At 38.7% G+C, this 19,962-nt stretch carries 19 protein-coding genes and 1 tRNA gene; 11 read left to right on the top strand and 9 right to left on the bottom strand.

Annotated features, from left to right (window positions below; genetic code table 11):
• Window positions 1-51: 51 nt before the first annotated feature.
• Window positions 52-127, bottom strand: a tRNA-Lys gene (locus tag DY109_RS03120).
• Between the two features lie 244 nt (window positions 128-371).
• On the opposite strand from DY109_RS03120, the gene DY109_RS03115 reads away from it, so the two are divergent.
• Genes DY109_RS03115 through DY109_RS03095 form a run of 5 tightly spaced genes read left to right on the top strand, consistent with a single transcriptional unit; the run spans window position 372 to window position 3,347 of the window.
• Window positions 372-1,055: a lysozyme inhibitor LprI family protein gene (locus DY109_RS03115; protein WP_023947397.1), complete on the top strand. Its 684-nt coding sequence runs from the start codon at window positions 372-374 to the stop codon at window positions 1,053-1,055.
• A 27-nt stretch (window positions 1,056-1,082) separates the two neighbouring features.
• On the top strand, window positions 1,083-1,739 hold the full coding sequence (gene plsY / locus DY109_RS03110; RefSeq protein ID WP_023947399.1) for a glycerol-3-phosphate 1-O-acyltransferase PlsY: 657 nt from the start codon (window positions 1,083-1,085) through the stop codon (window positions 1,737-1,739).
• A gap of 18 nt (window positions 1,740-1,757) precedes the next feature.
• Window positions 1,758-2,138, top strand: coding sequence for a dihydroneopterin aldolase (locus DY109_RS03105; RefSeq protein WP_023947401.1), 381 nt, complete (start codon window positions 1,758-1,760; stop codon window positions 2,136-2,138).
• Window positions 2,135-2,554, top strand: coding sequence for a glycosyltransferase (locus DY109_RS03100; protein WP_115737761.1), 420 nt, complete (start codon window positions 2,135-2,137; stop codon window positions 2,552-2,554). The genes DY109_RS03105 and DY109_RS03100 overlap by 4 nt, the downstream gene beginning before the upstream one ends.
• The gene (locus DY109_RS03095; RefSeq protein WP_244916628.1) at window positions 2,499-3,347 is read left to right on the top strand and encodes a glycosyltransferase; all 849 of its coding nucleotides are present in this window, start codon (window positions 2,499-2,501) and stop codon (window positions 3,345-3,347) included. The genes DY109_RS03100 and DY109_RS03095 overlap by 56 nt, the downstream gene beginning before the upstream one ends.
• 115 nt (window positions 3,348-3,462) lie before the next feature.
• On the opposite strand, the gene DY109_RS03090 is transcribed toward DY109_RS03095, so the two are convergent.
• The 4 genes from DY109_RS03090 to DY109_RS03075 all read right to left on the bottom strand — a co-directional run bounded on the left by DY109_RS03090 (window position 3,463) and on the right by DY109_RS03075 (window position 7,264).
• Window positions 3,463-3,906 (bottom strand): hypothetical protein, encoded by a 444-nt coding sequence (locus DY109_RS03090; protein WP_023947405.1) that lies wholly within the window; start codon window positions 3,904-3,906, stop codon window positions 3,463-3,465.
• A 506-nt stretch (window positions 3,907-4,412) separates the two neighbouring features.
• Window positions 4,413-4,985, bottom strand: a complete 573-nt coding sequence (locus tag DY109_RS03085; RefSeq protein ID WP_112058158.1) for a YceI family protein — start codon at window positions 4,983-4,985, stop codon at window positions 4,413-4,415.
• Window positions 4,986-5,036: 51 nt separating this feature from the next.
• Entirely contained in the window at window positions 5,037-6,566 is a 1,530-nt protein-coding gene (purH, locus tag DY109_RS03080) for a bifunctional phosphoribosylaminoimidazolecarboxamide formyltransferase/IMP cyclohydrolase (RefSeq protein WP_023950145.1), read from the bottom strand.
• A 158-nt stretch (window positions 6,567-6,724) separates the two neighbouring features.
• Entirely contained in the window at window positions 6,725-7,264 is a 540-nt protein-coding gene (locus DY109_RS03075; RefSeq protein WP_023947407.1) for a YceI family protein, read from the bottom strand.
• A 219-nt stretch (window positions 7,265-7,483) separates the two neighbouring features.
• Between DY109_RS03075 and DY109_RS03070 the strand changes: the two genes are divergently transcribed.
• From DY109_RS03070 to gpmI, 6 genes are all read left to right on the top strand, one after another.
• Window positions 7,484-8,509, top strand: a complete 1,026-nt coding sequence (locus DY109_RS03070) for a DctP family TRAP transporter solute-binding subunit (protein WP_023947409.1) — start codon at window positions 7,484-7,486, stop codon at window positions 8,507-8,509.
• Window positions 8,510-8,526: 17 nt separating this feature from the next.
• Window positions 8,527-9,147 (top strand): TRAP transporter small permease, encoded by a 621-nt coding sequence (locus tag DY109_RS03065; RefSeq protein ID WP_023947411.1) that lies wholly within the window; start codon window positions 8,527-8,529, stop codon window positions 9,145-9,147.
• A 2-nt stretch (window positions 9,148-9,149) separates the two neighbouring features.
• Window positions 9,150-9,362 (top strand): 2-hydroxymuconate tautomerase family protein, encoded by a 213-nt coding sequence (locus DY109_RS03060; RefSeq protein WP_023947413.1) that lies wholly within the window; start codon window positions 9,150-9,152, stop codon window positions 9,360-9,362.
• Window positions 9,359-10,654 (top strand): TRAP transporter large permease, encoded by a 1,296-nt coding sequence (locus DY109_RS03055; protein ID WP_023947415.1) that lies wholly within the window; start codon window positions 9,359-9,361, stop codon window positions 10,652-10,654. Before DY109_RS03060 ends, DY109_RS03055 begins: the two co-directional genes overlap by 4 nt.
• Before the next feature lie 70 nt (window positions 10,655-10,724).
• Window positions 10,725-11,759 carry a uroporphyrinogen decarboxylase gene (gene hemE / locus DY109_RS03050; protein ID WP_115737759.1) on the top strand — a complete coding sequence of 345 codons (1,035 nt, stop codon included), beginning with the start codon at window positions 10,725-10,727 and terminating at the stop codon, window positions 11,757-11,759.
• A 20-nt stretch (window positions 11,760-11,779) separates the two neighbouring features.
• Window positions 11,780-13,261: a 2,3-bisphosphoglycerate-independent phosphoglycerate mutase gene (gpmI, locus tag DY109_RS03045; protein WP_023947419.1), complete on the top strand. Its 1,482-nt coding sequence runs from the start codon at window positions 11,780-11,782 to the stop codon at window positions 13,259-13,261.
• A gap of 186 nt (window positions 13,262-13,447) precedes the next feature.
• Here gpmI and DY109_RS03040 read toward each other — a convergent pair whose 3' ends face one another.
• From DY109_RS03040 to DY109_RS03025, 4 genes are all read right to left on the bottom strand, one after another.
• The gene (locus tag DY109_RS03040) at window positions 13,448-15,262 is read right to left on the bottom strand and encodes a hypothetical protein (RefSeq protein ID WP_115737758.1); all 1,815 of its coding nucleotides are present in this window, start codon (window positions 15,260-15,262) and stop codon (window positions 13,448-13,450) included.
• 182 nt (window positions 15,263-15,444) lie between these two features.
• Window positions 15,445-17,862 (bottom strand): heavy metal translocating P-type ATPase, encoded by a 2,418-nt coding sequence (locus DY109_RS03035; protein WP_112058162.1) that lies wholly within the window; start codon window positions 17,860-17,862, stop codon window positions 15,445-15,447.
• A 9-nt stretch (window positions 17,863-17,871) separates the two neighbouring features.
• Window positions 17,872-18,609, bottom strand: coding sequence for a phosphatase PAP2 family protein (locus DY109_RS03030; protein WP_023947429.1), 738 nt, complete (start codon window positions 18,607-18,609; stop codon window positions 17,872-17,874).
• A 62-nt stretch (window positions 18,610-18,671) separates the two neighbouring features.
• Window positions 18,672-19,661 (bottom strand): Gfo/Idh/MocA family protein, encoded by a 990-nt coding sequence (locus DY109_RS03025; protein ID WP_023947431.1) that lies wholly within the window; start codon window positions 19,659-19,661, stop codon window positions 18,672-18,674.
• Window positions 19,662-19,962 lie beyond the last annotated feature (301 nt).

Genomic DNA, 19,962 nt, shown 5'->3' with positions numbered 1-19,962 from the left:
TTATGACATTATGGTATTGTAATTGTAGAAATAGAAAGTGTATAAGTGTATTGGTGGATGCGCAGAGGATCGAACTCTGGACCCACTGATTAAGAGTCAGTTGCTCTACCAGCTGAGCTACGCATCCAAACCAAAGAATTATATCAAGAGAAGTTGAAAGTAGGATAAAATCTTTTGTGTGATTTTGTGGCATGAGTTCAAATGGCAAAGTGAAAGGCGTTTGATTAGATTCTAGGGTATAATTAAAATGTCTTGCATCTATCGCACATAAAGCCAAGTAGCACAAATCATTTAAAAGTAAATCATCAAAAGATAGAATCTTTAAAGTAAGTTTATGCTAATATAAGCACCTTTGTGAATATGAGGGCAAGATGAAAAACAAGATAAAAAAAATGATAAGAATAAAAAAAATATATTTCATATTTTTTGTGTTTTGTGGGCTTTTGTATGGCGATGTGCAGTTCCGCTCGGCTTGGCAGGGGCGATGGGTGAGTTTTGGGGATTATTATTTGAGTATTGCAAATTGCAAGGAAAATCTGTGCGAATTGGAGATTATGAAGTTTGGAGAATCTCTGCCAGAGGCAAAAACTACATTAAAACTTTTAAGCTATACGCAAGCGCAAGCTTTGAATAAGGATTGTGAGCTTATTTTTCAGACAGAGCAAAGAAATATCCAAAATTACGAGACGCCGTATTTGTTTGTAGAGCAAAACACCTGCTATAAAGACAAAATCAATGATGAAGCACTCTATCAGCAAAATAAAGTGTATCCGACTTTTGATTGCAAAAAAGCCAAAAACCCAAATGAAACTATCATTTGCAATAACGCTGATGATGTGCGTATAGCGTATTATGATATTGTGCTAAATGATTTATATAATGAGCTTATGAAAAATCTTGATTACAAAAAACGAAAGATTCTCAAGCAGCAGCAGCAAGATTGGCTACGGGCTTTAGATGATTGCGAAACTGATTTAGAATGCTTAAATAAAGCTTATATAGAGCGGATAACAGCTCTTGAGAATCAGTATTGCGCAGAATGCGAAAATGAATAAAATACAAAACAAGGATAAGGAGAATAAATGGAAATACTAAGTAATTACATCAATGTTGTATTTTATGTTGTGGCTTTTTTGGTTGGGGGGATTCCTTTTGGGGTGCTTCTTACAAAGATATTTTATAAGATTGATTTACAAAAAGTCGGCTCAGGAAGTATCGGTGCTACAAATGTATATCGAGCACTCAAAGATAAAGATCCAAAAAATGCAAAGGTGTTTTCTTTGCTGACTTTGATTTTGGACGCGATCAAAGGAATGCTTGTCGTTTTGGCAGCAAAGATTTGCGGGCTTACTTATGGCGCGCAATGGATGATAGCGATTTTGGCAATTATTGGGCATTGTTATAGTCCATATTTGGGATTTAAAGGCGGGAAGGGTGTATCCACAGCGATTGGTTCAGTGATTTTGCTTATACCTATCGAGGGGGCTTTGGGGCTTATAGTGTGGGGGATCGTAGGGAAAGTGTTTAAGGTTTCTTCACTTTCATCTTTGCTTGGCGTGCTAAGCGGGATAGCTTTGACATTTATCGTGCCTTATACATTGCCGATTCCAGATTCTATCAATGTAATCGCTCAAATCCATAGTCATGTGCCATTAATTATCATTGGCATTATAATCCTTTATACGCATATTCCAAATATTATGCGTTTGTTTAAAGGACAAGAATCTAAAGTGCTTTAATGCAAATAAGGCAAGATAATGAAATATACAATCGTGATAGAAGATCTCACTTTGCAAGCAATTATTGGTATGTTAGATTTTGAGCGTGAGAATGCACAAAGCCTTCAGATAAAAGCAGCCATAACTTATGAATACAACGATACATTTTTGGACTATGTCAAGCTTAAAGACATTATAAGCACTACATTGCTTTGTGGTAAATTTTATCTTTTAGAAGAGGCGTTTGAAGCAGTTGCGAGTGCGATTTCTGCGCAATTTAAAGAAGTAATTAAAATCAAGCTCACCTTAAAAAAACCTGACATACTCAAAGATTGTGTTGTAGGCATTAAAGACATACGACAATATACCAAAAGACAAAGAAGCAAAAATAGCAAAGAACAAAAGGATAAAGAAAGATGAAAAAGCATTCAAATAAAGCTTTGAGAGTAGCGATAAAATTAAAAGTAGTCCCAAAGCTTGCCATTGTCGTGCCTTGCTATAACGAGCAAGAAATCATAGAAACAACCTATCACACGCTTAATGCCAAGCTTCAGAGATTGATTGATTCTTGTTTGATTCAAGAAGATAGTTTTTGTATTTTTGTCGATGATGGAAGCAAAGATTCTACTTGGAGTATTTTAGAGCGACTCATATCGCCTCAAACCCCTACAAACCAAACTCTCACAAAAGAGCAGGCACACAAAATCCAAAATCTACACACGCAAACAAAAGCACATAATGATGAAAATAATTATTTTGGTGTATATTCTTTGGGTTATAATGATTCTTTTAATTTTGATTCTAATTCTTATAGCCCCCCCCCCCAAACGCGTTAAAAGCAATAACAATATCATAGAATCTAAACCTATCTCAAATGTAGCTTTGAAGCTCTGCACAAATCGCGGTCATCAAAATGCTCTTCTTGCGGGGTTAAATTTTGCATATCAGCGGTGTGATTGCGTGATAAGCATTGATGGGGATTTGCAACAAGATGAAGAAAAAATCGATGAATTTATCCAAAAATTTGTATCTGGCGCGGATATTGTCTTTGGTATTAGAAACGATAGAGCCACAGATTCTGTATTCAAAAAATACACAGCCTTAGGATTTTATAAGATTATGCATCTTATGGGTATTGAGATTATCAAAAATCACGCTGATTATAGGCTTTTGAGTCAAAAGGCACTACAAAGTCTAAGACAATATAATGAGAGTAATTTATTTTTGCGCGGGATTATTGCTCAAATGGGCTTGAAGCAGGATAAGGTGTATTTTGATGTGAAGCAACGATTGGCTGGCACTTCAAAATATTCTTTGAAAAAAATGCTCTCTTTTGCGTGGAATGGAATCACAAGTTTTAGCATCACGCCATTGCGTATAGTGAGCGTGCTTGGAGTTTTGTTTTTCATGGTGTCTGCGTGCTTTGGCGGGTATGTTTTGTTTATCAAAATTTTTACGACAAAGGCTATTTATGGTTGGGCTTCGACATTGATTTTGATGTGCTTTTTTAGCGGGGTGCAGCTTTTGAGTTTGGGGATTATGGGAGAGTACATCGGCAAGATTTATCTAGAATCCAAAAAGCGTCCGCGGTATTTTATCGAGGAGGTTATTTCAGATTCTCGCTCTTAAGTTTTTGCTTTTGGATTTTTAGATTCTTGTTTTCAGTCCAAACCAAATTAACTGCAAACTTAGCTCTAGGCTCGCTATTGTCGTGCGCTTTGATAATTAGTAAGAGACAATAAAGCTAAAAAACATACATAAATTTAGCAAGCACTACAATAATGCACGCTAGAGTAAAGACAAGAGGGTGTGTGTATTTGCCAAGCGGGTTTGGCTTTTTAAACACAAAAAACATACTAAGCGAAAACGTTACAAGCAAAAAGATACAGCCAGCAACCCCGACTTTGAGTAAAAGTAGCTTTTGAAAAGTGCTCTGCCACCACCCATGATCGCCACCTACATAATTGCTTAGTAGCATACCACCGCTTAAAATCAGAAGCAAAAAGCAAGGGGGCATAATTTTAGTTTCAAGACTTCCTAGAATCTTGCGCACCTCATTTGCCATTTCAGGCTTTAGACGGCGCAATACCGCACTAATAATTACAACATCGCTAAACAAAAAGCCTACAAAAAAGATTGCGCAAAACAAATGCAACGTAAGGATATAAGGGTAAAATGTTGCAAGCATAAACGCTCCTTGTAAAATAAATATGCAACTATACCAAAAATAAGACAAAAATTTGCTTTTTTGGACGCATTTTTAACAGAGTAGTTTTGGGTTTGAGGATTATGAGGCTAGATTATAGGTTTTGGAGAGTTAGTTGGTAAGATTTATCTTTAGAATCTAAATCCTAGCTTTTTGGCAAATTTTGCGGAATTGCTTTTGGCTTATTTGTGCGATGAGAGCTTTTGGCTTATCTTTGCACTTGCTAGCCAAAACCTCGCAAAACCTCAAAATCTCCTTTAAAATCTAGAATAAAATCTAAAATTTTTTATGCTTTTTTTGATGACCGCGATTTGTGCAGAGCTTCAAAGCTACATTTGAGATAGGTTTAGATTCTATGATATTGTTTGTGTTTGCGTAGAGTCTAGATTCTTATTGTTTTGACGCACTCTTACCCGTCATGTCTTAAGCATTAGCGAAGAGTCTAAAGAATCAAACCAGAATCTATTCTAGATTCTAGCGTGTGATTATTACTTCACAGGTGCAGTGAAATAAATCTCTACTTGCGTCCAAGTAAGCCCTTCGTGGAGATCTTTGCATGCTTTTGCAAGCTTGGCAAATGCTTCACTAAGCCCAAAATCTAGCACATCAATCACACCTTTAGCCATGATTTTGCCATCTTGGATAGTGTATTGCATAGGGATTTTTTGGCTTTTGCCATTCATAGAAACTGAAGCGAGTATAGTTCCTGTGTTTTCACCCTCTATCACATTTCTAAAAGTAACTTTTATCAGCTGTCTGCCTTTTTTGTCTTTTTTGAATTGAGAGAAAAAAGAATTTTTAAGGCTTGTGTTTTTGGCTTCATCATTGAGGTTGATTTTCATCGCTTCCATTGTCGCGCTCGCGCCCTCTAATGTCGAAGCAATCGAGTCATTTTTCTTACCAAATTTGAAAGTGATATTATCAAAAGTGCCATCGACTTTCAGTTTTTTTGCTGTTTTAAACGCACTAAATCCAGCACTTGCTCCAGCTGTGTCTATTGTCGCAGCATTAAGCCCCAAAAGTCCCATAAAAACGAATAATATACAAAATGCCTTTTTCATTGTTTTTCCTTTTTTTTAAATTTGAGATTCTACTATTATAACCTAAAAAAACTAATGCAAAAAATGTCGAGTGTGAGTAAAATAAATGGCTATATTATGCTCGTTTGCAGCTTGTATCACTTCCTCATCTCTTAAGCTTCCGCCCGGCTCTATCACAGCACTTATACCAGCTTTGGCAGCCAAATCTATACTATCTCTAAATGGAAAAAATGCCTCACTTGCAAGCACAGCACCATGTATATCAATACCCATATCTTTGGCTTTGGCTAATGCCGCTCTTGAGGCATCAACTCGGCTTGTCATACCCATTCCAATCGCCACAAGCACAGAATCCTTCACATACGCCACGCAATTAGATTTTGTAAGCGCGGCGATTTTGTAAGCGATTTCTAAATCTTTTTGTTGGGTTGGGGTTGCTTTGTGTGTGCCCTTGTTTTGGGCGTTTGATAGCTCCTCATCACTGATAGTATCACTTTGCTGATACACAAAGCCACCTTGAATGTGCTTGAAGTCATACATATCATCAGGAAGCTTAAGTGTGGGCTGTTTGGTTATGCAGATTTTGATTCGTTTTTTGTCCTCAAAGACTTTGAGGGCTTCTTCTGTGATATTGCAAGCGATTAAAACTTCAATAAATGTTTTGTTGATTTCAAGTGCTAAATCTTTATCAATGATTCCATTTACCGCTACAACGCCCCCATACGCGCTTATGCTATCACAGATAAGGGCGTGCTTGTAGGATTCTACTAGATTCTCTTTGATCGCAAACCCGCATGGATTAGCGTGCTTGATGATACAAGTCGCTTTTGCGTCCCCAAAACTACTTGCGATTTTTATTGCGGCATTGATGTCTGTGAGGTTGTTAAAGCTTAGCTCGCCTTTAAGCACATCAAGATGTCTCCAAAAATCCCCAAACTCATACAACGCCCCTTGCTGATGAGGATTCTCGCCATATCGCGTTTGAAATACTTTTTTTCCGGAGATAAAGACTTCCTCACCAAATCCACCGTAAAATCGCTGATTCATATAATTTGCGATTATACTATCATAATGCGCAGTATGACAAAAAGCTTTTATCATCAGATCTTTGCGGAATTCAAGAGTATTTTGATTTGTTTTCAAGGCTTGCAAAATGTGCTTATAATCGCTCGGCGATGTTGCGATAATGACATCTTTGTAAGCTTTTGCTGCTGCGCGGATAAGAGTAGGACCGCCAATATCGATATTTTCGATAATTTCATCAAAGTCATCAGTCTTAAGCGTAGTTTGATAAAAAGGATAGAGATTGACACACACAAGGCTTATCTCTTCGATATTTGCGTCTTTTGCTTCTTTTGCGTCTTGCTCTTTGTCGCGCTGAAATAAGATTCCGCCATGGATTTTGGGGTGGAGAGTTTTTACTCGCCCGCCAAAAAGCTCTGGGCTGTTGGTGTATTTGCTTACTTCAGTGGCTTGTATGTTGTTTTGGGCGAGGGTTTTGAGTGTGCCACCTGTCGAGAGGATCTCAAAGCCCAAATCCAAAAGTCCTCGTGCAAAATCTACAATGCCATATTTGTCGCTTACGCTCAAAAGTGCTTTCATTGATCGTCCTTGAATAGAGAATGATTAAAAATTATAGCTGTGGATTGCTTGAATTTTGTTTAGAGAGGAATTTGCTTCTGTTTGTTTTGGTGTGTATTGCTCATTGCGCTAATAGTAGTGGTGTTAGATTTTAGAATCTAGATTCTAGCGTGTGATTATTACTTCACAGGTGCAGTGAAATAAATCTCTACTTGCGTCCAAGTAAGCCCTTCGTGGAGATCTTTGCATGCTTTTGCAAGCTTGGCAAATGCTTCACTAAGCCCAAAATCTAGCACATCAATCACACCTTTAGCCATGATTTTGCCATCTTGGATAGTGTATTGCATAGGGATTTTTTGGCTTTTGCCATTCATAGAAACTGAAGCGAGTATAGTTCCTGTGTTTTCACCCTCTATCACATTTCTAAAAGTAACTTTTATCAGCTGTCTGCCTTTTTTGTCTTTTTTGAATTGAGAGAAAAAAGAATTTTTAAGGCTTGTGTTTTTGGCTTCATCATTGAGGTTGATTTTCATCGCTTCCATTGTCGCGCTCGCGCCCTCTAATGTCGAAGCAATCGAGTCATTTTTCTTACCAAATTTGAAAGTGATATTATCAAAAGTGCCATCGACTTTCAGTTTTTTTGCTGTTTTAAACGCACTAAATCCAGCACTTGCTCCAGCTGTGTCTATTGTCGCAGCATTAAGCCCCAAAAGTCCCATAAAAACGAATAATATACAAAATGCCTTTACAAACTCATTGAATAAATAGAATAATACAACTACAAGCTTCAAGCATAGATAAAAACTAAACGAAATACAAAAATGTTAAAAAATGAAAACTTTTATTTTTAAGTGTCAGAAAAATACATAAAACTTTAGGTATTTTTAGAGTTTTAACATAGAATCAAAATTACCTACATACAAAAGGAGAACACAAGAATGAAAAAAGCATTACGATTGGCTTTATTGGCTGGATTGATAGGGATTTTTGCAGGGTGTGGAGATCAGGCTAAAGATACAAAACAAGCAGAAAACAAGACTTGGACGATTAAATTTGCGCATGTCGTAAGCTCTGGGACTCCAAAGGGCAAGGCTGCTGATTTGTTTGCCAAAAGAGCAGAAGAGCTTAGTGGTGGCAAAATCAAAGTTGAGGTATTTCCTTCAGCGCAACTTGTCGATGATGATAAAGTATTTCAAGAGCTTAAACGCAACAATATCCAAATGGCAGCACCAAGTTTTTCTAAATTTACGCCTATTGTAAAAGAATTTAACCTTTGGGATGTGCCTTTTTTGTTTAGAGATGAAACACATCTTCATCATGTAATGGACGGCGAAGTGGGACAGATTCTCAAAGATAAGATTTCGCAAAAAGGATTTATCGCACTTGATTATTGGGACGCTGGGTTTAAGCAATTTAGCACAAACAAAAAACCGATTGTTTTGCCTGAAGATGCAAAAGGACAAAAAATCCGCATTATGAGCTCAAGAGTCTTAGAAGAGCAAATCAAAGCCATAGGTGCAAATCCACAAATCATCAATTTTGGTGAAGTGTATTCTGCGTTGCAAACAGGTGTTGTCGATGGTGCAGAGAATCCACTTTCTAACCTCTATAATTCTAAATTCTATGAAGTGCAAAAATCTATAACAATGTCAAATCACGGATATTTAGGGTATTTGGTGATCGCAAGTGAGAAATTCTGGGAAGAATTGCCTCAAGATATGAAAGATGTAGTCAAACAAGCATTAGATGAAGCCACAATATATGAGCGAGAAGAAAGCCAAAAAGAAGAAAAAAACTTGTTTGAGAATCTAGAAAAATACGCTCAAGAAACAGGAAAACTCACTATTTATACGCTTGATGATGCGCAAAAAGAGCAATGGAAAGAAGTTATGCAGGCTATTTATCCAAAATTTTATGATTTGATTAGTAAGGATTTGATCGAACAAACTATCCAAACACAATAAACATCAAAGGAGGGTGAATGAAAGCTTTTCTTTTATGGGTGCAAAAGCCCTTTAAATGGGCGCATTTGAGTCCGGGTGTCAATCGGTTTTTTAAGATTTTAGATGTGATTATCGCTGGAATCAATAAAAATATCGCTGTGTTTGGGCTTGTGATTGGTGTTTTGATCGTGGCTGTAAATGTAGTAACGCGCTTTATATCTGGCTTTTATCCTGAAGTATATTCGCTCACTTGGGGTGAAGAGGTTTCAAGCTATTGCTTTATTTGGAGTGCGCTTTTTGGAGCGGCTTATGGATTCCGCAAAGGCGTGCATATTTCGGTGATGATTTTAGTTGAGCGATTTCCGTCAAATATAGCAAAAGCTTGCGTTTTGTTTTCGTATATTTTGAGTGCTTGTTTTTTGCTTTTTATGGCTTGGGCGGGATTTTTGGTGTGTGAGCTTAATTTTGAATTAGGCAGGTATTCAGAAGCACTTCATAATGTACCATTATGGATATTTTTAGTTTGTTTGCCATTGGCTTTTTTGGGTGCTACTTATCGTGTTATAGAAAAAATCTATGAAGTCTCATGGATGCCAGCAGACAAAGTCGTCAAAGCGACACAAGATGAAATCATACACGATAGCGCGATTAAGGAATAAAAATGCCATTTGTAAATATAAAAATCACTCGCGAAAATGGTGAGCCAACACAGACGCAAAAACAGCAGCTCATCAGTGGGGTAACAGAGCTTTTATCAAAAGTTTTAAACAAAAATCCACAAACAACAATTGTTGTGATTGATGAGGTTGAGACAGATAATTGGGGGATTGGTGCAGAAAGCATCACGGAGAGAAGAAAAAGGCAGAAAAAATGAGTATAGCGGTTCTTTTTATAGTTCTGTTTGCGTTAATTTTGATTGGTGTGCCTGTCGCTATCGCGTTGGGGGTGAGTGCGCTTGTGTGTATGCTTTTATTTACTTCGCACGATATAGGAGGCATTCCAGAAATCTTTATCTCAGCTTTCAAGCCCACACTTATGGCAATTCCGATGTTTATTTTAGCCGGATCGCTTCTAAGTAAAGGAAGTGCAGCGAAGCGAATCGTAGATTTTGCGAAATCACTTGTAGGGCATTTGCCCGGTGGGCTTCCTATGAGTGCTATTTTGGCTTGTATTATTTTTGCTGCTGTGAGTGGAAGCTCGCCGGCTACGGTTGTAGCGATAGGATCCGTGATGTTTGTGGCTATCAAAGAAGCAGGCTATCCTAAATCCTATGCCATAGGGGCGATTACGACATCAGGAAGTCTTGGGATATTGATTCCGCCTTCAGTTGTTATGATCGTATATGGAGTTACAGCTAGCGGACTTACTGATCTCAATGGAAAAGAAATTTCAGTCTCGATAGAATCTCTTTTCAAAGCCGGGATTATTCCGGGGCTTATGATTGGCTTTATGATGATGTTGTATGCGTATATTGGCGCGAAAAGATTAGGATTTAAAGCGACACAAAAAGAATCACCCAAAGCGCGACTCAAATCATTTGGCAAGGCATTTTGGGCGTTATTGATTATTTTTATAGTCATTGGCGGAATCTATGGTGGATTTTTTACCGCGACAGAAGCGGCTGGATTTGCGGTTGTGTATGCTTTTATTATTTCTGTATTTGTTTATAGAGATCTCAAGCTCAAAGATTTGTATAATGTCTGCCTTGATGCAGCTATTACGACTTCTATGATTTTTCTTATTATCGGATTTGCGGTTGTTTTTGCGCATTTTTTGACAAGCGAGCGCATTCCGCATCATATCGCGCAGTTTTTGATTGAGCAAAATATGAGCCGGTGGATGTTTCTCATCGCTGTAAATATTATTTTGTTTATCATGGGGCAATTTATGGAGCCTAGCTCTGTGGTGATGATTATGACGCCATTGCTTTTGCCGATTGCCGTATCGCTTGGGATTGATCCTGTGCATTTTGGGATTATGATGGTTGTCAATATGGAAATAGGTATGATAACGCCACCAGTGGGATTAAATCTTTTTGTCGCAAGCTCACTGACAGGACTTAACCTCAAAGATGTTGTTGTCTCTGTCCTGCCATGGCTTATGGTGATGGTTATAGGCTTGATTTTGGTTACATACATTCCTCAAATATCATTATTTTTGACTTAATGATGATTTAGAGTTGTTTGCTACTATTTTGGTTTAATTTTATAGATTTACTGCTAGATTTGGAGACAAAATGATCTTTGTTGATGCGGCATTACGAAAACAAACCCCCTATACGCCTATTTGGCTTATGCGTCAGGCAGGACGATATTTGAGCGAATACAAAGCTACAAGAGCAAAAGCTGGAAGCTTTTTGGATCTTTGTCAAAATGTCGCCTTGGCGACAGAAGTAACGCTCCAACCCGTAGAAATTCTTGATGTTGATGCGGCGATTTTGTTTAGCGATATTTTGGTTGTTCCATTGGCAATGGGGCTTCCATTGGAATTTGTCGCAGGAGAAGGACCGAAATTTTTAGACACGACAAGAGATTTTCAAAGTATCAATGCACTAAAAATCAATGCTTATAAAGATTTGGATTATGTGTATGATAGCCTATTTAGCATTAGAGCAAAGCTTGCCAAAGATAAGGCATTGATAGGATTCTGCGGCTCTCCTTGGACTTTGGCGACATATATGATAGAGGGCGAGGGAAGCAAAACCTATCATCAAAGCAAAAAAATCCTCTATTCTGATCCTGCATTGCTTCATACTTTGCTTGATAAAATCACCCAAGAGCTCAAAGGCTACCTCAAATCTCAAATCAAAGCCGGCGCGGACGCAGTGCAGATATTTGACTCATGGGGTGGGGCTTTAGAGATGAGCGCGTATATGGATTTTAGTTGGAAATATATGCTAGAAATCGCCAAAGACATAAAATCTCAATACCCACACATTCCTGTAATGCTCTTTCCAAAGGGTGTTGGGGCGTATTTGGAGGAGATTAGCTTTTGTAGTGGGGCAGAATTTGATGTGTTTGGCGTGGATTGGGGTGTGAGTATGCAACGAGCAAAGCAGATTCTAGGCGATAGATATGTGCTTCAAGGCAATCTTGAGCCAGCAAGGCTCTATAATGCCAACGCAATGGAAGATGGTGTAGATGAGATTCTTAGGATTATGGGTAATCAAGCAGGGCATATTTTTAATTTAGGGCATGGAATGATTCCGGATTTGCCACGAGAAAATGCGATTTTGCTTGTCAAAATGATCAAAGAAAAAACAAAGCGATAATCTTTACATCAGGGATAAAAATGAGTCAAAAATGTGTTTTGGTGATAACAGATGGCATAGGATTCAAGCCAGATTCTCCTTATAATGCGTTTTTTAACGCCAAAAAGCCTACTTATGATTGGCTATTTAAGCATATTCCATATAGTCTTATCCATACCTATGGAGAGAGCGTGGGGCTTCCTTGCGGGCAAATGGGAAACTCTGAAGTCGGGCATATGAGTATCGGCTCAGGGCGGGTACTTTATCAGGATTTGGTGCGTATTTCGCTTAGCATTAAAAATAAAGAGTTAGATTCTCACCCCTTGCTTGAGAATCTAGCCAAAAAAAGCAATAATATTCATCTTTTGGGGCTTATGAGCGATGGTGGCGTGCATTCGCATATCGAGCATTTTTTGGCACTCGCACAGATTTTTGCAGACAAGCAAAAGCAGGTGTTTTTGCACCTCATCACCGATGGGCGAGATGTGTTGCCTACTTCTGCGCCGACATATCTAGAATCCGTGCAAAACCTCTGCGCGCGCTCAAATGGCAAGATACGCATCGCAACTATTTGCGGAAGGTATTATGCTATGGATAGGGATAGGCGTTGGGATCGAATCCAAGAAGCTTATATGCTTTTGGCTTTTGGGAAGCCAGCCTCGCAACTTACGCCATTAGAATACATACAGCATTCATACAAAGACAATATCACTGATGAGTTTATTAAGCCTGCGAGTTTTGGCTTTGGTGGATTTGATGAAAACGACGGGCTTGTTATGACAAATTTTCGCTCTGATCGAGCAAGGGAGATTATCCAAGCTTTGGGAGATGAGGGATTTAGCGAGTTTGAGCATCCTAAACGATTTAAGCATATTGTTACAATGTGTGAATATGATGAGCGATTTTCATATTCGATATTATTTGAGAAGCAAAAGCCCAAAAATACGCTCTCAGAGATAATCTCGCTCAATGGCAAAACCCAAAGCCATATCGCTGAAACAGAAAAATACGCCCATGTAACATTTTTTTTCAATGGCGGAGTTGAGGAGCCATTTATCAATGAAAGCAGGGTGCTGATACCCTCGCCAAAAGTCAAGACTTATGATTTGCAGCCAGAGATGAGCGCAAAAGAGGTCGGCGATAGTGTTTTGACTGCTATGAAAAAGGGCGATGACTTTATCGTTGTAAATTTTGCTAATGGCGATATGGTCGGGCATACAGGGAATCTTGAGGCGGCTATCAAAGCTGTGGAAGCTGTAGATAGAGAGCTAGGCAGAATCTTTGCGCTTGCCAAGGAGCTTCATTATGCTGTGGTTTTGACAAGCGATCATGGAAACTGCGAAGAGATGAAAAATGAAAAAGGTGAGGTATTGACAAACCATTCTGTCGGCGATGTGTGGTGCTTTGTAATGGCTGATGGCGTGAAATCTATCCAAAGTGGCGCGCTAAATAATATTGCACCAAGTGTGCTTAAAATCATGGGGTTAGAGATTCCAAAAGAAATGGATAGGGCGTTGTTTTAGATTCTAGAATCTAATCGTTTTAGGCGCAAACATCTTGCAATATCGCACCCTGCAAAATACAGAATCTAAATAGATTCTGTATTGCTAGATTCTTAGACTTTGTCGCAGAATCAAAATAAACGGGTGGATTCTACAAAACATCTCACAATGACAAAAAATAGATTCTAGAATCTAATGATAAACGCACTACTTAACTCTATAAATATAAAAATATAGTGGCAATCCCCATATATTTTCACTCATTACCACATCAGTTTGGCTTGCGCCATTTTTGATCGCTTGAGATTTGAGAAATGGCTTAATGCCAAGTTTGGGGAGATTAAAGCCAAAGTCGCTGACATAAAGAAGCTCGTATTGAGAATCTAGATTCTGCAAAAATTGCGTATCGACATTGAGCAAAGTATAAGGGCAAATGATGACAATATCGCCTTTTTGTTTAGGGATTATTGCATTGCTTTGAAGTGCGCTATAAGGCGATTTGGGATCGGGCTTGCCAAGATAAGCATTATCAATGCCAATGTCTGATCGCAAGTCAAAATCTTTAACTCCATAGAAATTCAGCCATGAGCTAAGGCTGTGATGCACTTCAGTGCCAGAAGCGCGATTTACGCCTTCAAGATAGATGTTGCTATTTGGGTGCTGCTTGAGATAGCCACTCAAAAACTCAAGACTTGATTGGAAATTATGCGGGACTGCTTTGTAGAAATTAAATTGATATACGCTGTATGGTAGGGCATTACAGACAAAGAGCACAAGGCAGAATCCATACAGAATCTTTACCCAAAGAGAGCGTCCATAAAGCAGCAAAAATCCGCCAATGCCAACGCACCCAAATATATATGCTGGAAGCGGATAGTGTGTATCACCTATGCGAAGCACCAAATATTCACATATCAGCACAAGACTCGCGATAATCGAGGCATCAAGCAAGAAAATTGGCTGTTGTTTTTTGATTGTGCAAGCATAGATTCTATACAAAAATAAACAAGGCAATGCGATAAACAAAAATGGCTCATTAAGCATATAATTAAAAGCCACTTTTGCAAAGACAATAAGCTGATTATAAGGAGTCTCGCCATAGCGCGAACTCTGATGAATCACAACGGCAAAATAATACACAACAAGCCATATCACACTTGAGAGAATCAGCAAGAAGTGAAAGAATTTGAGCGGGAGGCTTGAAAGCTTTGATTGCTTGAATCCTAAAATAAACCCTACCCCACCAAATGCTAAAAGCATAGCAAAGGCTGTTTCTTTGTAATACAAACTCAAATTTGCAAACACTAAGCCAAAAAGAAGTGCGAGCCAGACAAAAGTAGAGTTTGAGATTGGACTTGTGGTGGCATTTGTGGTGGATTTATACACATACGCATAGCTTGCTAGGAATAAGCTTAAAAACACAAATTCCATTCGCTCGGGGCAAAAAAGTCTTAAATTTGCAGTAACAAAGCTTGGACTAAAAAGCACAAGAAAGATTAGCGCGAGCGTGAGGGTGGCGTTTGCTTTTGGGTGTGGATTTTTTGGATTCCGAGGGTATATAGAATCCAAAAATACCATAAACGCATATCGCAACGCAAGCGCGGTAATGATGATACACAAGGCATTAAACCCATAAAACACACTTGCATTTGGCGCAAACAAAAAGCTTAAAATATTGAGATCTTGCCCATCAAGCGGGAAAAATCTACCGATACTTGGGATAATAATAAATGGAATATTTTGCCCTAAGAAAAGAGTTTTGGTGAATGTATGATCATCGATTACACCAAAATCCGCCCATAGCCAAACCAAAAGCGCATATACAATGATGACAAACCAAAAAATAAGATTTAAAAAATTGTCAGATGTGTGGCTAAAATAAGATACAAGGGATGAGGTGCTTGATGATATGGTTGATGATGTGGTTTTGGAGGAAGAGGAGTTATATTTGGAACTATGCTGTCGCTCTACCCCCCCCCTACCGAGATTTTTGAGGTTTTGATGCTTTATTTGATGCTTCATAGCTTATCCTTAACAAAAATAAAAGCTTGTATTATTTCAGAATCTAGCTTAATTTTTACTTGTCTTGCGCGTGCGAATTGTTTTCATTTTGTTTTTCATCTCATGCGCGATTTTTGAATGTTTGATTGTTTGTTTTGGATTCTGCTTTGATAATTTTTGGTGGCTTTTTTGATAGCTTTGTATTATTTACGCATAGAATTGCCCACGACAAGAAGCGAGGAGAGACTCATACTAAGTGCAGCGATAAGCGGAATGATAAATCCTGCCAACGCCAAAGGAATCATAAGCGCGTTATACACAATGCTTAGGGCGATATTTTGCTTGATTCTCTTATAAGTTGTCAAAGAGATTTCAAACATTTTTTGCACGTTCTTTAGGCTATCATCAAGGATCACGACATCAGAGCAAGCGATTGCCACATCACTTCCTGCGCCCATTGAGATTCCGACATTTGCTTGCTGTAATGCTAAAATATCATTGAGCCCATCGCCAATCATCACATTTTGCTCTCCGCTTTTTTGCTGCTCTGTGATAAGGTTAGATTTTTGCTCGGGCAAAAGGTTAGCATAAAAAGTCGCAATCTCAAGCTCTTTGGCAAGATTTGCCACCACTTCGTATCGATCGCCACTAAGGATTATTGGGGTTTTGTTGTGGCGTTTGAGATAGGTTATGAACTCTTTTGCACCATCTTTTAGCTCATCTTCAAAGAAAAACAACGCCACTAGCTCACTATCAATCGCATATCCAAATACGCTCATATCAAAGTCTTGCAAGTCTTTTGGGAGATTTTCATCATGCAAAATCCGCCTTTCTTTGAGAAATTCTATACTGCCTCCGATAAGCTCTTGGCAATGCCCTTGATTTTTGAATTGAGCGCAAATGCCTTTGGAATTTATCTGACTAAAGTTTGTGATTGGAAGTTTGGCATTGGTACTAAGCGTCTGCAAAAGTGCTTTTGAGATCGGGTGTGTGGAATAAGAGAGGAAATTATACAAAAGATTCTCATCAAAGGATTTGAGCGTGATTTGTTTATAAAGCTTTGGTTTGCCTTTTGTGAGTGTGCCTGTTTTGTCTAGAAATACCACTTTGGCTTTGGCTATGGATTCTAGAAATCGCGCTTCTTTGAAAAGCAGAGCGTTTTTGTATGCTTTGGCAATGCCAACCACACTTGCAATGGGCGTGGCAAGAGCAAGCGCACATGGACAAGAGATGACAACTACTGAAATGGCAATAATAAGCGCGTGCTCAAAATCCCTATCATACAGATACCAGCCTATAAAGGCGCACAAAACGATAAAAAGCACGCTTCGTGAAAAAGTTTGAGAGAGCGAGTTTGCGAGATTCTGGATATAGGGTTTGTGATGAAGGCTCTCTTCTAAGAGATTTATAATATGGCACATTATAGAGCTTTCATAAGGCTTTGAGACCTTATACCGAAATCCACTCTCAAGCGCGATACTTCCAGAGAGCACTTCTTGATTTTTTTCTTTTTTTATCGGCATAGATTCTCCGCTCAAAGATTTCATATCAAGCAAGGCATAATCATCAAGCAAGATTCCATCACATGCAAGCATTTCGCCGGGCTTTATGCGGATAATCTCATCTTTTTTGATGAGTTTGACATCTTTTTGGATAAGTTTGCCACTAGATTCTACGCTCACAAGTGATGGCATAATACAATGCAATCCATCTAAGCTATCCCCCGCGGCACTTTTGGCGCGCATTTCTAAAAATTTACCACTAAAGACAAATAAAATTATCATCGCCACTGATTCAAAATAAGTCTCGCCACTTCGAGAAATCGCCGCATACAAAGAGTATATAAAAGTTAAGCTCGCCCCAAATGCGACCAAAAAATCCATACCGATAAAACCATGCTTTAGCCCATAATACGCGCTGACAAAAAACACCCTTCCAGTAAAAAACAGCACAGGTGTAGCAAGGAGGCATGAGATGAGATTAAGCACATCTTTCATATCTTGACTCATACCTGAAAAATACCCCGCATACTGCGCCACAGCAATCCACATAATATTCATCGTGCAAAATACGCCAACAACAAACGAAATAAAAAAGCTTCGTTTTTGCTTGTTTATTTGTCTCTCTTGCAGGCTTGGATCATAAATATGCGCGCTATAACCGATAGATTCTATCAGTTCAAAAATGCGTGAGAGCGGAATTATTTGTGGATCAAAAAGGATTTTTGCTTTATTATTTGTGTAGTTGATATGCACTTTTTTTATACCTTTTTGCGCGCCTAAGATATTTTCATTGAGCCATATACAAGCCGCACAATGAATCCCTTCTATGATGAGGCTTACTTCATAATTGTTTTGGATTTTTTTGGTGTTTTTATCAAGGAATTCTTGGTGATTGAGATAGGAGAAATCTTGCTGATGAGAATCTAGTGAGCTTGGCGATTTTGGAGGCGAAAGAGTCGTGCTTCCTAATCGCTCATAAAACCCCTCAAACCCACTATCTGAAAGGATATGATACACACTCTCACAGCCCGCACAGCAAAAATACAAATCCTGCCCGTTTTGCTTGATGTGTTTTAGCTCTTGGCGGTCATATTCTAAATGGCAGTGTGAGCATTGCATACGCTCTCCTTAGATAAATAATAATGCCAAAACAGCGCATTCTATGATTTGCGTGCGAGAATCTAGTTTGTGATTTTTACGATTATGTGGGCGATTTTTGGGTTTTGCGCTTGTGAGAAAAAAGCTCAAACAAAATCCAAGCAGTGCGCCACATATCACTTGCAATGTCGTATGCCTTTCTGCTTCAACCCTTGAGAATCCAACCAAACTTGAAATCGCAATAGCTGGCAAGCCAAGCTTCAAGCCATATCGCTTCTGCAAAAACCCTGCCGCTGAAAACGCCGCTGAAGTATGCCCGCTAGGAAAGCCCTCATAGCTTTCGCCATTTGGTCGTTTGCTGATAGTGGCTAGATTTGTATTGACAGAAGCAAGTCCATGAAATGCGTATTTAATCACATAAGTTGTAGCCACAACGGCTACGGTTGCGATGATTTGCTGCTTGAGCCCGACAAAATCCTTAATAAGCAAAGTATATCCTATGCTAAGAGCGGGCAGAAATTGCGCTGTGTCTCCAAATTTTCGTAGATAATTTGCATTGTCTTGAGGATTAAAGATGTGAGAGCTAAAGATGTTTTGTAAGATATTATGTGTAGCATTTTGTGATGTGCTAGATTCTGATAGTTTATTAGATTCTGTTATTTGCGCGCCTTCAGATGCAAGCATAACTTTTGCTCCAAAAAACAATACAGCAAATAATGATAAAAATAAACACACTTTGCTTCTGTTTTTTGTGCTTTTAGTATTCATGCTTTCTCCTTTTTTTCTTATCTCTCTTTGGGTTGTGATGTGTATTCTAGCAAAATTTTTAATCAATATGAGATAATCTCTAGCCCTTTTATCACGCGCAATGTATGATTTTGTAAGGCTATATCTATGGAATCTGTTGTGATTTGGTCTTGGAATTTTTGTATAGAGTTTTCTAATGGCGCACGAGAATCTAGGCTTGGATAGGTAATGTCGCCTAAGTAGTATTGCACCATTTTTTTATAAAGATTGTCTTTTTCAAACTCTTCAGAAATCACAATCCCGCAATCAAAAAGCGTGATTTTGTCTTTTTTGGTTTCATCATAAATGGCTGTTTTTTTCTCACCCCCGATGATAAGCTCGCGCACTTTGATCGGAGAGAGCCACGAGACATTGATATTGGCGTTTATGTGAGTGTTATTTGTGTTTTGATTGGCGTTTGGATTTTTGAGCTCTAAGTGAATATCAGCAAGCGCACAAAAATGCCGATAATGCGTACGTAAAGTGTGATGTGAGATGATCTCAAGCCCAAATAAATAATCCAAAATCGCCAAATCATGAATCGCCAAATCCCAAATCACATCGACATTTGTCTGAAATAACCCAAGATTAATGCGTCTTGCTTGCAAGTAAATAATCTCGCCAAAATCCTGCAAATGTGCTTTGAGCCATTGCACCGCTGGGCTATACAAAAAAATATGATCGCAATGCAAAATGCAGTGCTGCTGATGAGCTAAATCATACAGAATCTGACATTCTTGCAGGCTTGTGGAGAGGGGCTTTTCTACAAAAGTATGTTTGTGCGCTTCAAGGGCTTGCTTGGCGAGGCTGAAGTGGGTTTGCGGAGGCGTGATAATCATTACCGCTTCAATCGTCCTATCTTTGAGTATAGCCTCAAATGAGCTGTATTCTTGAAAGTCATATATTTGCTTTGCGGCTTGGATTTGTGAATAATCCTCATCAAATACGCACGCAAGCTCAAAAAAATCACTCTTTAGCACAGCTAAAAGGACATTGCGTCCCCAATACCCATACCCAATGATTGCAACTTTCATTTTGTTTATCCTATTATTCTGGCTTTCACATGGCTCTCACATTATAACTCTTGTATCATCGCTATTATAGGGATTTTAGAATCGTGCCAAAGAGCAGATTCTGCTTATAATCTGTGATTTGTGCTTGGTAGAATCCGGGTGTGAGATTTGAGATATGCGTGTCATTAATGAGGATTTCGCCATCAATTTCTACGCCCCATTTTCTATCGCGCGCGCTGTAAAAAAACTCACTAATTGCTGATTTGCCCTCAAGTATAACCTCTAGAATCTGCCCTTTAAGCGCGGTGTTTTGGCTTTTGTT

Origin of the sequence: Helicobacter fennelliae, from assembly GCF_900451005.1 — a bacterium.
In the GTDB taxonomy this organism is placed as follows: domain Bacteria; phylum Campylobacterota; class Campylobacteria; order Campylobacterales; family Helicobacteraceae; genus Helicobacter_B; species Helicobacter_B fennelliae.
This window is presented reverse-complemented; position numbering and strand designations above follow the sequence as displayed.